Annotated in this window: 13 protein-coding genes; 9 read left to right on the top strand and 4 right to left on the bottom strand. The window is 55.8% G+C overall.

The window, feature by feature from the left end; all coding sequences use genetic code 11:
* Window positions 1-23 precede the first annotated feature (23 nt).
* Window positions 24-980, top strand: a complete 957-nt coding sequence (lipA, locus tag Q0778_RS01905; protein ID WP_298333604.1) for a lipoyl synthase — start codon at window positions 24-26, stop codon at window positions 978-980.
* On the top strand, window positions 980-1,441 hold the full coding sequence (locus tag Q0778_RS01900; protein ID WP_298333602.1) for a type II toxin-antitoxin system RatA family toxin: 462 nt from the start codon (window positions 980-982) through the stop codon (window positions 1,439-1,441). Before lipA ends, Q0778_RS01900 begins: the two co-directional genes overlap by 1 nt.
* On the opposite strand, the gene Q0778_RS01895 is transcribed toward Q0778_RS01900, so the two are convergent.
* From Q0778_RS01895 to Q0778_RS01885, 3 genes are read right to left on the bottom strand one after another with little or no spacing between them, the layout of a single operon-like run.
* Window positions 1,402-1,914 carry a CinA family protein gene (locus Q0778_RS01895; protein WP_298333600.1) on the bottom strand — a complete coding sequence of 171 codons (513 nt, stop codon included), beginning with the start codon at window positions 1,912-1,914 and terminating at the stop codon, window positions 1,402-1,404. The genes Q0778_RS01900 and Q0778_RS01895 overlap by 40 nt on opposite strands.
* Window positions 1,915-1,921: 7 nt before the next feature.
* Window positions 1,922-2,509, bottom strand: a complete 588-nt coding sequence (locus tag Q0778_RS01890) for a hypothetical protein (RefSeq protein WP_298333598.1) — start codon at window positions 2,507-2,509, stop codon at window positions 1,922-1,924.
* Complete coding sequence (locus Q0778_RS01885; RefSeq protein WP_298333596.1) at window positions 2,506-3,675, bottom strand: bifunctional 2-C-methyl-D-erythritol 4-phosphate cytidylyltransferase/2-C-methyl-D-erythritol 2,4-cyclodiphosphate synthase; 1,170 nt, start codon at window positions 3,673-3,675, stop codon at window positions 2,506-2,508. The genes Q0778_RS01890 and Q0778_RS01885 overlap by 4 nt, the downstream gene beginning before the upstream one ends.
* Before the next feature lie 95 nt (window positions 3,676-3,770).
* Here Q0778_RS01885 and dusB point away from each other — a divergent pair, with 95 nt between their 5' ends.
* The 7 genes from dusB to hflX all read left to right on the top strand — a co-directional run bounded on the left by dusB (window position 3,771) and on the right by hflX (window position 13,226).
* Window positions 3,771-4,793, top strand: coding sequence for a tRNA dihydrouridine synthase DusB (gene dusB, locus Q0778_RS01880; protein WP_298333594.1), 1,023 nt, complete (start codon window positions 3,771-3,773; stop codon window positions 4,791-4,793).
* 18 nt (window positions 4,794-4,811) lie between these two features.
* Window positions 4,812-5,906 carry an ATP-binding protein gene (locus Q0778_RS01875; RefSeq protein WP_298333591.1) on the top strand — a complete coding sequence of 365 codons (1,095 nt, stop codon included), beginning with the start codon at window positions 4,812-4,814 and terminating at the stop codon, window positions 5,904-5,906.
* A 21-nt stretch (window positions 5,907-5,927) separates the two neighbouring features.
* On the top strand, window positions 5,928-7,361 hold the full coding sequence (gene ntrC / locus Q0778_RS01870) for a nitrogen regulation protein NR(I) (RefSeq protein WP_298333589.1): 1,434 nt from the start codon (window positions 5,928-5,930) through the stop codon (window positions 7,359-7,361).
* A 70-nt stretch (window positions 7,362-7,431) separates the two neighbouring features.
* Window positions 7,432-9,693 (top strand): ATP-binding protein, encoded by a 2,262-nt coding sequence (locus Q0778_RS01865; RefSeq protein ID WP_298305230.1) that lies wholly within the window; start codon window positions 7,432-7,434, stop codon window positions 9,691-9,693.
* 72 nt (window positions 9,694-9,765) lie between these two features.
* Window positions 9,766-11,151 (top strand): sigma-54 dependent transcriptional regulator, encoded by a 1,386-nt coding sequence (locus Q0778_RS01860; RefSeq protein WP_298305233.1) that lies wholly within the window; start codon window positions 9,766-9,768, stop codon window positions 11,149-11,151.
* Window positions 11,152-11,319: 168 nt separating this feature from the next.
* A complete protein-coding gene (hfq, locus tag Q0778_RS01855; protein ID WP_298305236.1) occupies window positions 11,320-11,910 on the top strand; it encodes an RNA chaperone Hfq in 591 nt (196 codons plus the stop codon).
* 17 nt (window positions 11,911-11,927) lie between these two features.
* Complete coding sequence (gene hflX, locus Q0778_RS01850; protein ID WP_298333588.1) at window positions 11,928-13,226, top strand: GTPase HflX; 1,299 nt, start codon at window positions 11,928-11,930, stop codon at window positions 13,224-13,226.
* An 8-nt stretch (window positions 13,227-13,234) separates the two neighbouring features.
* Here hflX and mazG read toward each other — a convergent pair whose 3' ends face one another.
* On the bottom strand, window positions 13,235-14,017 hold the full coding sequence (gene mazG, locus Q0778_RS01845) for a nucleoside triphosphate pyrophosphohydrolase (protein ID WP_298333586.1): 783 nt from the start codon (window positions 14,015-14,017) through the stop codon (window positions 13,235-13,237).
* Window positions 14,018-14,025: the final 8 nt, after the last annotated feature.

Here is a 14,025-nt window from a genome sequence, read left to right as displayed (position 1 = left end):
GCAACGCGCCTAAATGGGCACGCATGAACGACCTCTCCAACACACCAACCAAAACGCCGGAAGATGAGCGGCCACAGCGGCAGCGCAAACCGGATTGGATCCGTGTGCGCGCCCCGGTCAGCAAGGGCTACCACGAGACACGCAAACTGATGCGGGAACTCAACCTCAACACTGTGTGTGAAGAGGCCGCGTGCCCTAACATTGGCGAGTGTTGGTCAAAGAAACATGCGACGGTCATGATCCTTGGCGATGTTTGCACAAGAGCCTGCGCATTCTGCAATGTGAAGACCGGAATGCCGCGCGCAGTTGACCCAATGGAGCCGGAAAATACTGCTGTGGCGGCGGCTAAGATGGGGCTTGAACATATCGTCATTACCAGTGTTGACCGCGATGATCTGCCCGATGGCGGGGCAGGCCAGTTCGTGAAGGTGATAGAAGCACTTCGGCGGAATACCCCAGATACAACAATCGAGATTCTTACCCCGGACTTCCGTGGCAAGATGCGCGCCGCCGTTGAAGCAATCTGCGAAGCCGGGCCGGATGTTTACAACCACAATCTCGAAACAGTGCCGCGCCTCTATCCGACCATTCGCCCCGGCGCGCGTTACTATGCGTCGCTTCGTCTCCTGGAAGAGGTGAAGGCGCACAACCCACTGATCTTCACCAAATCCGGCATTATGCTCGGCTTAGGCGAAGAACGTCTCGAAGTGCACCAGGTCATGGATGACATGCGCTCCGCAGAGGTCGATTTCATCACCATGGGTCAATACCTCCAACCCACGCCTAGGCACGCCAAGGTGGAGGAGTTTGTGACGCCCAAGGCGTTCAATGCCTACGGTTCAATCGGCCGCGCCAAGGGCTTCCTCCAAGTCGCATCAAGCCCGCTCACCCGTTCGAGCTATCACGCAGGCGATGACTTTGCGGAGATGAAGAAGGCGCGCGAGGAGAAGCTTCGCAAGCGTGACCATCTTAGCGTCTAATGGTTGGAATTCGAGAAACCCGTAGGCTGCCCTACAGCGCAGAACAAATGTTCGACCTTGTGGCGGACGTTGCAAAGTACCGCGAGTTTCTGCCGTGGGTTATTGCGACCAGGGTGCGCTCTGACAATGAGACTGAAATGCTCGCCGACATGGTGGTGGGATTCAAATCGATCCGTGAGACCTTCACCTCTCGAGTTTTGAAGGACCGCCCGAAACAGATAGCGGTCCACTATGTCGACGGACCTCTGTCCGACCTCGATAACGTGTGGACCTTTCGCGTGGTCGATGAGACGACTTGCGAGATTGATTTTGCGGTCGATTTTGAGTTCAGGAACCGCGTTTTTCAGGCACTCGCCGGTCAGTATTTTGACCGGGCCTTTCGCAAGATGGTTGCGGCTTTTGAGATGCGCGCTGGCGAGCTTTATGGCAGCAATAACTCAAGTGCGCAAAGCGTAGCCTGACGCCGGATTGCGGCGCGTCCACCTGGCCCTTCGCCGCCCTCGAAATGTTTAAGTTCTCCCTCGGGTTCGCCTTCCTGATTTCGGTAGGCACGGGCGAATACCACTGTTCCGACCGGCTTTAGCTGTGTGCCTCCACCGGGCCCCGCCACTCCGCTGACCGCGACGGCGACATCGGCGTTTGATCGTTCCAGTGCACCTTGAGCCATCGCCCAGACACAGGCGATTGAAACGGCGCCAAAGGTCTCAATGATATCCTGTGCGACACCAAGAGCTTCCATCTTGGCTTCGTTGGAATAAGTGACAAAGCCGCGATCCAGCACGGCTGATGAGCCTGCAATTTCCGTGAGGGCTCCGGCAACAAGACCGCCGGTGCAACTCTCTGCGGTCGCAACCAAGCGCCCCGCTTTCGCGTTTTCCTCGATCACGCGGATCGCGAGGTCAGTAATGTCATCGGCAAGGAGGTAGTCACTCATTTTTGGACTACTCCGCTTGCGCGGTTTCTGTGAGCTTGGCTTTTCGCACCACACCGCAAATCGCGGGCTCATCAATGTCCACACGCTCTGCAATGAACACGGCAAGGCCTGAGATGTTTTCTGGTGGGAGTGGCGCGATGAGTTCCATTGCCTCTGCGATGTCACCGCATGTGCTCACTTTGATGTCAGCTGCCAATTGATCCATGATCATTTGACCAATGATCACGTCCACAAGGGGGCGCAGCGTTTCAGGTGGCAGTTGAGAAATGGCTTGTGCCATTCCATTATCCAAGCCGCCTTCTTTAGTTGCATCGGCTGCCATGAACACCTGAAGCAAACGGAGCGTGCCCGGCCACGCCGCGTCTTGTTGGCCGCGGAACTCGTCGATGAAAGCGTCCGCTTCATTGGTCATGAAGGAATTTTCGGCGAACACCGTGGAGCAAGGCCCCTCAACTGTTTCATATAGCATCGGCATTGCATAGGTGATTGTGTCACCCAGATCGCTTGGTTCAACGCACGCTTGCTGAGCCATTGCTCCTTGGGATGAGGCGAGGGCGGCAAAGGCCAAAGCGGCTGTGCCAATTCTGGTCTTCATGACGATGTCTCCAATGCAAAGAGCAATACGATGGCCTGCGCGGCAATGCCCTCGCCGCGCCCTGTGAAGCCAAGTTTTTCAGTGGTAGTTGCCTTGATGCTAACCGCATTCTCTTGAAGCCCGGTGAGCCGAGCCACTTCAGAGCGCATAGCGGGGCGATGTGGGCCAATTTTGGGTGCTTCGCAAATGATAGTGAGATCGATGTTGCCGACCGCATAACCCTGATCTTTGGCGAGCTTCACAGCGTGTTCTAGAAACTGCCCGGATCGGGCACCCTTCCACTGTGCGTCGCTAGGTGGGAAATGAGTGCCGATATCCCCGTCACCGATCCCGCCAAGGACAGCATCGGTGAGCGCATGAAGCGCGACATCAGCATCCGAATGTCCGGCAAGGCCGTGTGTATGTTCAATTTTGACACCGCCGAGCCATAGATCTTCGCCTTCTTCGAGCCGATGAACATCGTAGCCTTGGCCTATCCGCATGATTGGCATCTGAGCGACACTCCCCAGGTCTTGCGCAAAAGTGATCTTCTTCAAGCGCTCATCGCCTTGCACGAGGGCAACTGAACCTCCGCTTGCTGCGAGAACCTGAGCATCGTCACCAGCATCGTCTGATCCATCCCATGCGCGGTGTGCGGCGAGAATGTCTCGGAAGCGAAAGGCTTGGGGGGTCTGGACACGCCGTAGAGCCTCTCGCTCGGCAGAGGCGGCCATAGTCCCCTCTTCACTCGCCACCGCTAGGCTGTCCACGACCGGCAATGTCGGGATTGCACCCGGATGAGTTTCGAGTGCGTCGACAAGAGCTTCAATCACATTTGCAGGCAAGTCAGGCCGTGCAGCATCATGGATAAGGACATGCTCAGGAGGGTTGTCGGCCATTGCCTCAAGACCCGCACGCACAGACTTTTGCCTCGTCGCTCCACCTTGGATGAGTTGATATCCTTCAAGACCTTTCAGAGCGTCATTCGCATGGCTTTCTGCACCATGAGCAATCACTACAATCAGAGGGCTTGCGCCTGCCTCAACCAAACGCATGGCCGAATGTCTTAGCACAGGGAGACCACGAAACTCCCGGAACTGCTTCGGTGTCTCCCCACCGACGCGAAGTCCTTTGCCTGCCGCAACAATCAAGGCGCCAAATGAGGGCAATGAAGAGGGACGCGACATAGTGGGCTGCGCTTAAGGTCTGGACGCAAGATTAGCAATCCACTATGCGCTGCACAAATTTTAAGCACTCGTGCGAACTGATACCCCAATTCACCATGTCCAATATTCCAACACCTCCACCGCTCAAGCCGATTCAGATCGGACCTGTGACGATTGATCAACCTGTGTTGCTCGCGCCCATGACTGGCGTAACGGACATGCCGTTTCGTACGCTTGTGCGACGCTATGGCTCTGGCCTCAATGTGACCGAGATGGTCGCCAGTGAGGCAGCCATCCGTGAAACGCGCCAATCGCTCCAAAAAACCGAATGGGACAAAACCGAAGAGCCTGTGTCGATGCAGCTTGTCGGCTGTGATCCCTCCTCCATGGGCGAGGCCGCCAAGCTGCAAGAAGGCAATGGCGCAGCGATCATCGATATCAATTTTGGGTGCCCTGTGCGCAAGGTCGTAGGCCAGCTTGCGGGATCTGCTTTGATGCGCGAGGTGCCCACGGCGACCAAATTGATGGCGGCGACGGTGAAGGCCGTCAATGTGCCCGTAACGGTCAAAATGCGCATGGGTTGGGATCACCAAAGCCTCAACGCGCCTGAAATGGCAAGGATTGCCGAAGACCTAGGCGTCAAGATGATCACCGTCCACGGACGGACGCGTAATCAGATGTACAAAGGCAATGCAGATTGGTCCTTTGTTCGCAAGGTCAAGGAAGCTGTTTCCATTCCTGTTATCGTCAATGGCGATATCTGCACGATTGAGGATGCTTCTCAAGCGCTTGAGCAGTCGCGTGCCGATGGCCTGATGATCGGGCGGGGCGCTTACGGCAAACCGTGGCTGCTTGGCCAGGTCATGCATTGGTGGCGCACCGGTCAGACGATCCCCACGCCCAATTTCGACGAGCAGTATTCGACGTTCATTGAACACTATCACCGCATGCTCGATCACTATGGCCGTGATGTGGGTACCAAGATCGCGCGCAAGCATTTGGGCTGGTATACCAAAGGCATGCATGGCTCTGCGGAGTTCCGCCACAAGGCGAACTTCATCGACAACCCTGATGAAGTGCTGGGTGAAATAGAACGTTTTTACGAACCATTCCTTGGCCGCACCGCCAGAGCGGCGTGACCGTGATTCCTACCCCTCATGGCTGAACTCTCCGACCTGTCGAGCTTCGACCCCGCGCGGCCGGGCGCTGCCGAGCAGATCGCTGGATTGCTCTTTGCGGTTGTTTTAGTCGACCCCAATCTGCAAGTTGTTGAGCTCAATCAGGCGGCTGAAATCATGCTTGGCAAAAGTGCGAAGCAGTTGGTCGGGAAGAACATGCTCCATGTGATGGGCCCGCTTGATCCCAGGGTTGAGCATCGGCTTGGCACTAGCGATGCCGCCTTGGTTGCACGCGAGATTTCCATAACGACGGGTGAGGCTGAAAGACGGATCAATCTAACCGCTTCTCCTCTTGTCAGCCACCCAGGGTGGCGGGTCATTACCTTGTCTGAAATCGGCCATGAGGAATCAGGGAACGACGACCAGTTGGCGTCGACCATGGGAGCGCCTTCAATCCTTGCGCATGAAATCAAGAACCCGCTTGCCGCCATCCGCGGTGCCGCTCAGTTGGCATCACGGAAGCTCACCGGAGCTGACACCAAGCTTGCAGCGATGATCACCGACGAAGTTGATCGTATTGTGAGACTGATTGACCGCATGCAGCAATTGGGCGCGCGCAATACAGAGGTCGCCGAAGCCTGCAACCCGCATGAAGCCATTCGCAGCGCGATTGCTACTGTAAGGGCGGCCGGAACCTGCAAAGTCGAAATCATAGAGGAATTTGATCCCTCCTTACCACCGGTATTGGCCAATCGCGATGCCTTGGAGCAAGTGCTTATAAACCTGATTTCAAATGCGCGCGATGCAGTGAGGTCGGCAGGACAAGGTCAAGTGACTGTGCGAACGCGCTTTGTAAGCGGCCTCGCGTTTAGTGCTATCCGACTTGGCAGAGCGGTGCGCTTGCCAATCGAAATCACGATCAGCGACAACGGACCTGGGGTCGACCCGGCAATGCGCGATCACATCTTTGAACCCTTCGTGTCTTCGAAACAATCGGGGCAAGGGCTTGGCCTCGCTTTGGTGCGCAAGCTGGTGCACGACATGAACGGTTCGATAAGTCACGAACGTAACGCCAAGAAAGGGCTCACGCGGTTTCGCGTCCACCTTCCGATGGCCATCGCGAAAACTCGCTAAGAGAGAAGGGCAAGGGGCACCATGGCAGGGTCGATCCTACTGGTTGAAGACGACAGCGCTATTGCGACTGTAATCACCGCGGCGCTCGAAGATGAAGGGTTCGCTATCCGTCGCTGCGCCAGCATTGCCCAGCGCGACGATCACCTGAGCACGGTTAGTTTTGACGTCATGTTGACCGACGTCATGCTTGAGGACGGAGACGGCTTGCAAACCCTGTCAGCAGTCCGCGACGCAGCACCGGACATGCCTGTAATTGTTCTGTCTGCGCAAAACACACTCGATACCGCGGTTCGGGCAAGCGACAATGACGCGTTTGAATACTTCCCAAAGCCCTTCGATCTTGACGAGTTGGTCCGCGCGGTAAAGCAGGCAGCGGCGAGTCGGCAGACGAGTGCAAGCACTTTGCCGGAAATTGGCGAGGGTGATGGCATGCCGCTGGTCGGCCGCAGCCCAGCAATGCAGGGCGTCTATCGGTTGATTGCGCGCGTTCTGCGCAATGATCTCACTGTCCTTGTCACGGGTGAGAGCGGGACTGGGAAAGAGCTCGTGGCCGAAGCGGTCCACCAATTGGGAAGTCGCAGGACTGGGCCTTTTGTCGCGGTCAACACAGCCGCCATCCCCCATGACCTCGTGGAGAGCGAGCTGTTCGGGCACGAAAAAGGGGCATTCACTGGCGCGATTGTCCAAGCGATTGGTAAGTTCGAGCAGGCCAATGGCGGGACTTTGTTTCTCGATGAAATCGGTGACATGCCACCTGAGGCTCAGACACGCCTTCTTCGCGCTTTGCAATCCGGCCAGATCCGCAGGGTTGGTGGGCGTCAGGAAATCGCCGTCGATGTCCGCATCATCGCGGCGACCAATCGCGATCTCCTGCCTCTGATTGAGGCTGGCAAATTTCGCGAGGATCTTTTCTATCGCCTCAACGTGGTACCAATCGAACTGCCACCGTTGAGAGAGAGGCGAGAGGACATCGAAGTGCTTGCCCGCCATTTCCTTGCCCAAGCTGTCGAAGACGGTCTGCCCCAACGCCTTCTGACATCCGAGGGCGCAGAGGGCCTTGCCAAGCGCCATTGGCGCGGAAATGTGCGTGAGCTTCGGAATGCGATTTACCGCTTGGCGGTCATGAGCCGCAAGGACGAAATTGATGCCGAGGTTTTGGATGACACACTAGGTGAAGAGCGTGCAATATTTACAGCCGACCAGGAAGCGGATCAGCATGACGCAGCTATTGGCAATGCACTCGAGCAATGGCTGCTGCGAAACGATCCACCGCATGGGACGGTTTATGGCAGTGCGCTTGCCGCCTTTGAAAAGCCGTTGATCGAGTTTGCTTTGCGGCAAACAGGCGGTAATCAGCTGCGCGCGGCGAAGTTGTTAGGCATCAATCGTAACACCTTGCGGAAGCGCATCACTGAACTGCTGATCGAGTCTGATCGCTTCACAAGACCGCTTTAACGCAGGTCAGCGGCAAAAATGTCACTTTTGACTTGCACAAATGCAACACTAGGGCTGTAACAACGAAACGATGGATGCGGCAACGGCTAACAACGCGCAATTAGCGGAGGATGCTGGCAAAGCGGAGGACCCGCTTAACGCCCGGCAAGCTCCACGTTGGCGGCGCGAACTCACAGTTTTCTTGCGAAGGGCCAGTGTCTTTCGTGTGCTTGAGTGGCTTTCTGTCGTCGCTCTGATAGCGGCGATTAGCGCTAACTATTTTGCTTACATGAATACCCCGCAGGATTCCGGCGCGCTTCCTTCGCTGCAGGTGTCATTGCTTTTGGTTGCAATCCTGGTTCCGGCAATGGCCATCCTCGTGCTGATTGGCCGGCGGATGGCGCTTAGCCGCGCAGCTGGAAGCACTGCGCGATTACACGTGCGACTGGTGTTCTTCTTTTCCATGGTCGCAGCGGTTCCAACCTTGCTGGTCGCCGGATTTGCAGCATTTCTGTTCCAAACGGGCGTTGCTTTTTGGTTTTCCGATGAATCACGAGGGTTGTTGGAGAACGCGAACGCGCTGGCGCAAAGCTACTACGACGATAACCAGCGGCAGGTTGAACAGCGCACTATCACCATGGCAGCAGATATGGGCGTTATTCTGCGCCGTGTGCCCATCACGGATCCGGATTTCCCGGATTTTTACGCCTTCCAGGCACAGGGTCGCGAGATCAGCGAAAGTGCGATCCTTCAAAGGCTTGAGGATGGGAGTCTTCGAACTGCTGCGATCATGAACTTGATGGAAGGAAATAGCCCGCTTGCCTTCAGCACAGCGGCTTTGGCTCGCTTGGATGCAGGGCAGTTTGTGGTCGTAGAGGGCAGCTCAGAACGCATCGCGGCCATCGCACCAATAGACCGCGAAGCTGGTATCTATCTCTACAACGCCCGCACCACCGAAGAGTCCACATTTAATTCCTGGGAGCGCGCTCAAGCCATTGGCACAGCCTACGAAACGCTCACTAGCGATGCGCGCACGTTACAGCTGCGTTTTAATATCGCCTTGGTAGCGATGAGCCTGCTGTTGGTCGGGCTAGCCGTATGGTTCGCATTGCGGTTTGCCGACCGTCAGGTTGAACCTCTCACGGAGTTAATCGGCGCTGCCAACAAAGTGGGGCAGGGCAACTTTGCGCTTCGTGTGGAGGGGCGGACCGGAGCGGATGAGATCGGGCTACTGAACCGGGCGTTCAACCGCATGACTTCCCAGCTCGAAAAGCAGACCGATGCTTTGGTGAGCGCCAACCGTCAAATCGACGAACGTCGCGCCTTCATGGAGGCGGTCCTGCAATCGGTGACGGCAGGCGTGATCTCCGTTGATGAAGACACGTGTGTGCTCTTGATGAACGGAACCGCGCAAAGGCTGTTTGACGATGAGGACAACCCTGGATCGGTTGGCCTCCCCCTCGATACGCTCTCCCCAGAGATTGCTCAAATGATCCGGGAGAAGAAAGAGCGCGCCATCATCAGCCACGGGCAAAAGGGTGAGTTGTTTACGCTTGCCGTGACAGTTGCGCCGGGAAGTCGCGGCTTTGTGATCACTTTTGAGGACATCACGCGTCAGCTCCTCGATCAAAGGCAGGCTGCGTGGTCTGATGTTGCGCGGCGGATTGCTCACGAGATCAAGAACCCGCTTACGCCTATCCAGCTCGCGACTGAGCGGCTCAAGCGTCGCTATCGCAAGCAGGTGAGTGATGATGAGGGCAAGCTGTTCGACGAGTTGACCAGCACAATCGTCCGCCAGGTTGGCGACCTTCGAAAGATGGTAGACGAGTTCTCGTCATTTGCACGACTTCCCAAACCGGTTTTCAGACCTGAGGACTCATTGGACCTCGTGCGGCAAGCTTTGTTTTTGCAGGAAGTCGCGCATTCTCAGGTGCGCTTCGAATTGGATGCAGGCGCCTTGCCTGAACGGGAAATCGAATGCGATAGGCATCAGCTCGGTCAGGCAATGACCAATGTTCTAAAGAACGCTGTCGAAGCCGTTGAGGCGCGCAGCAGTGAGGCTGAACCCGACTACCGTGGACGCGTGGCGGTAAGCATGAGGGGCGAAGGTGACCGAATTGTGATCGTGGTTGAGGACAATGGGATCGGACTTCCCACGGACCGTGAACGGATCGTCGAACCCTATGTGACCACGCGTGAAAAGGGCACAGGTCTCGGCCTCGCCATCGTGAACAAGATTGTCGATGAGCACGGCGGCGATATGAGTTTTGCCAGCGCTCCTGGCGGTGGAACGCGGGTCACATTGCGGTTCGCGCGTTCTCCAGAACCTTCGGGGGAGGGGGACGTATCATGAGCTTAACACCACATATCCCAAAGAATTCACCTCACTCCGGTCTAAAAGCCAATACACTTCATGGAGATGCGCATGGCGCTTGATATCCTTATTGTTGATGACGAACGCGATATTCGTGATCTTGTCGCCGGCGTTCTGGGTGATGAAGGCTATGAGTGTCGCACAGCCGCCGATTCAACCAGCGCACTGGCCGCGGTTGATGAACGCAGACCAAGCTTGGTACTGCTCGATGTCTGGCTTCATGGCAGTGAAATGGACGGGCTTGAAACGCTTGATGCTATCAAAGCGCGCGAACCTGATCTCCCGGTGATTATCTTCTCGGGCCACGGCAATATCGACACTGCTGTCTCTGCTGTCGGCCGCGGGGCCATGGACTTCATCGAGAAACCCTTTGAAGCTGAACGCTTGTTGTTATTGGTAGAGCGCGCGACTGAGACGGAAAGGTTGCGTCGTGAAAACAATCAGTTGCGGGAATCGAGCTGGGGTGATCCCGATTTCACAGGGAACTCGTCAGCGATCAACGCCGTTCGTGCAACGCTAAAGCGCGTTGCCAACACCGGCAGCCGGGTCATGATCTCTGGACCTGCTGGAGCTGGTAAGGAGGTTGCTGCACGCATGCTCCATGCTTGGAGCGGCCGTGCTGATGCGGCCTTTGTCCTGGTAAACTCAGCTCGGATCACACCGGAGCGCTTTGAGCATGAATTGTTTGGTGAAGAGGTCGATGGTCGGCAGGTTAAGCCAGGCCTCTTGGAGCTGGCAGACGGAGGTACGCTATACCTTGACGAGGTTGCCGATATGCCTTTGTCTACCCAAGCTCGCATCTTGCGGGTCCTTACGGATCAAAGTTTTGTGCGCGTTGGCGGGACGCGCCAAATCGGCGTAGATGTGCGCGTGGTCTCTTCCACCTCCGGCGACCTGGCCGCGGAAATGGAGGAAAAGCGTTTCCGCGAAGACCTCTTCTACCGCCTCAACGTTGTGCCGGTTGCTATTCCCTCGCTCTCAGAGCGACGCGACGATATTCCGGCACTCGCAGAGCATTTCTTCACTCGCTATTCGAGTGACCAAGGCATTGCTCCACCTGCGATAAGCGAAGAGGCCATGGCTGCCCTCCAAGCCTATGATTGGCCTGGTAATGTACGACAGCTGCGCAATGTCGTTGAAAGAACAATCATAATGACTCCGCGCGATCGTTTAACGACCGTTGAGACTGATATGCTTCCCTCAGAAATTACCGGCGGACGCCTGGCAAACTCGGGAGAGGGCCTTACAGCGATGATGGGCGTGCCTCTGCGAGAGGCCCGCGAGAGCTTCGAACGGGAATATCTCACAATTCAGATCCGCCGTTTTTCTGGGAACATCTCCAAGACAGCAACCTTCATTGGAATGGAGCGCTCCGCACTTCACCGCAAGCTCAAGCTTCTAGGGATGGCCGATCGGCGCGAGGTTGAGCGGAAGTAATTGCGAAGCAAAGCCCGATGAATTCGTAGTTTCTCCGGATTGCCGAAGAATCAACCATTGCGGCTTTGGATTGCAAGGCCCATTATAGGACTGCATTGCTTCGATATAACATTACGAAACGATGACATCGCGGACCGTAAAGACGGCCGCCAAAAATAGGAGCATAATATGTCCAGTGGGCGAACTCTCTCCCCGCGCCCTCGTCCAACCCCGGCTGAAGTGCAGCCCACCCGCTCTATTGGCGGGGCTGGGAAGCAACAAGGCAATTTGCAGGACGCGTTCCTCAACCTTCTTCGCAAGAACAAGACTCCCGTCACCATGTTTCTTGTAAAAGGCGTTAAACTTCAGGGTATTGTCACTTGGTTCGACAACTTTTCGATCCTGTTGCGCCGCGATGGCCAATCACAGTTGGTCTATAAACACGCAATCTCGACGATCATGCCCGGTGCCAGCGTGGATGCTGAACAATTCGGCAACCGGAATGGCTCTGGTAAGCAGCGCTTGCTCCAAGATGTCTTCCTTAGTCGGGTGAGCGATTCTGGCGTTCAGGTGACCATGTTCCTTGTGAATGGTGTAATGCTCCAAGGACGGATCGCGGCATTCGATCTTTTCTGCATGTTGCTTGAGCGTGATGGCGCGGTGCAGCTTGCTTACAAGCATGCTGTCTCAACGATCCAACCGGCAAGTCCCGTGGACCTCTCGGATGATCCCGATTTTGAGGGAGACGACGAGGACGATGACTATGAGAATGACTACTGAGTTTTGATGAAACCTTGATGGATGAGGTAACGCGCGGTGCGCGCTGCCTAGTCCTGTGCCCAGATATCAAGAGGCTTTCATATGACCTTGATGCCAAGGAGAGACTCGCTGAGGCAGAAGGTCTGGCGCTCGCGATCGGTGTAATCATCGCGCACAGCACCGTTTTACCCGTGCGTCAGATGCAGCCCAACACTTTGTTTGGGTCCGGCCAGGTCACAAATATTGCCACTTGGTGCGAGCAATACGAATGCGAGCTTGTGATCGTCGATGGTGCGCTTAGCCCGATCCAACAACGCAATCTTGAAGATAAACTCAAACGTAAAGTGATTGATCGTACGGGGTTAATCTTGGAGATCTTTGGCGAACGCGCAGCGACGGCCGAAGGCCGTCTACAGGTTGAACTGGCTCACCTTGACTATCAGCAAAGTCGGCTTGTGCGTTCATGGACTCACCTTGAGAGACAGCGCGGGGGCTTTGGGTTCCTGGGTGGCCCGGGTGAAACCCAGATTGAAGCCGACAGACGAATGATCCGTCAGCGCATGGGCAGGCTCCGTCGGGAACTTGAGCAAGTGCGCAAGACCCGTCAGCTCCACCGTGAACGGCGGGGTAGGGCACCATGGCCGGTGATTGCGCTTGTCGGCTATACCAATGCAGGAAAGTCCACACTTTTCAATTACCTCACAGGAGCAGAGGTGATGGCGGAAGACCTTCTCTTTGCGACGCTTGATCCCACCATGCGAGCCATAGGCCTGCCCGGTGTCGAGAAAGCAATCCTCTCGGATACGGTAGGTTTCATCTCGGATCTCCCGACACAACTCGTTGCTGCCTTCCGCGCGACCCTGGAAGAAGTAACCGGTGCCGATATCATCTGCCATGTGCGTGACATGGCCAATCCGGCTCACGCCGCGCAGAAGAAGCAAGTTATGGAAGTTCTTGCCGATCTTGGCGTGGTAGATGCCGAAACAGGTCAAAGCGACATCCCCATTTTCGAGGTTTGGAACAAGGCTGACTTGCTTGATGATGAGAGGGCGGAAGAGCTACGCGAGGCTACTGTCGGACAAGACGCAGTTCTGGTCTCAGCCGAAAAAGGTCAGGGTTTAGAGCAGCTTGAAGCTCGAATTGCCGAAATTCTGACAGAGCAGGCGAGCGAGGTCACAGTGACTTTGCCGGTTACAGATGGTCGCCGCATTGCTTGGCTCCATGCACATGGTGATGTTCTAGAAGATGAAGATGCCGGGGAAGGGGAGCAGGGCCCATTGAGGCGAATGACAGTGCGTCTCAATCCCAAAGAGATGGGGCAGTATGCGACGCTATAGGTTTGAGATTAAATTACTTTTTCCGTTTCTTTCACCTTTTTCCAATATGCTTCCTGCCGATCCAATGACAGTTCTGCAAAATCGTGACCATCAGTGGATGCCATTTCCTCCATCATTCGAAACCGGCTCTCAAACTTGCTGTTGGATGCCCTAAGCGCTTCTTCTGCATCGACACCGTACCGCCGAACAATGTTTACCGCGACGAACAAGACATCGCCAGCTTCCATCAGTTTGTCAGGCGCATCTGCGGCCTCGAGTTCTTCGAGTTCTTCTGCAAGTTTGGCCTTGGGGCCTTTGAGATCATCCCATTCAAAGCCAACTCGCGCCGCGCGCTTCTGGAGCTTTTCCGAACGCATTAAGGCCGGAAGTGCATTTGCAACGCCGTCGAGCGCGCTTGTTTCTCCAGTTTCGGCCCGCTCGGACGCCTTGATGTCCTCCCAACGTTCGCCGGTCATCATTCCACTTTCGCTCCCGAAGATATGTGGATGTCGGCTTTCCATCTTGTCGCTGATCGATCGGGCGACATCTTCAAATGAGAAATGTCCCGCTTCTGAGGCCATTTGAGCATGAAACACGACCTGTAACAGTAGATCTCCGAGTTCAGATTTGAGATCACTCATATCCTTGCGCTCAATTGCGTCAGCGACCTCGTATGCTTCTTCTATCGTGTAAGGAGCAATCGTCTCGAAGCTTTGAGCGGTGTCCCATTCGCATCCGCGCTCTGGATCACGCAGGCGAGCCATGATTGTCAGGAGCCGGTCGATCTGAGGAGGAGTGTCAGGTTGAGACATTGGCGATG

The sequence above is a fragment of the uncultured Erythrobacter sp. genome (assembly GCF_947502395.1).
In the GTDB taxonomy this organism is placed as follows: Bacteria; Pseudomonadota; Alphaproteobacteria; order Sphingomonadales; family Sphingomonadaceae; genus Erythrobacter.
This window is presented reverse-complemented; position numbering and strand designations above follow the sequence as displayed.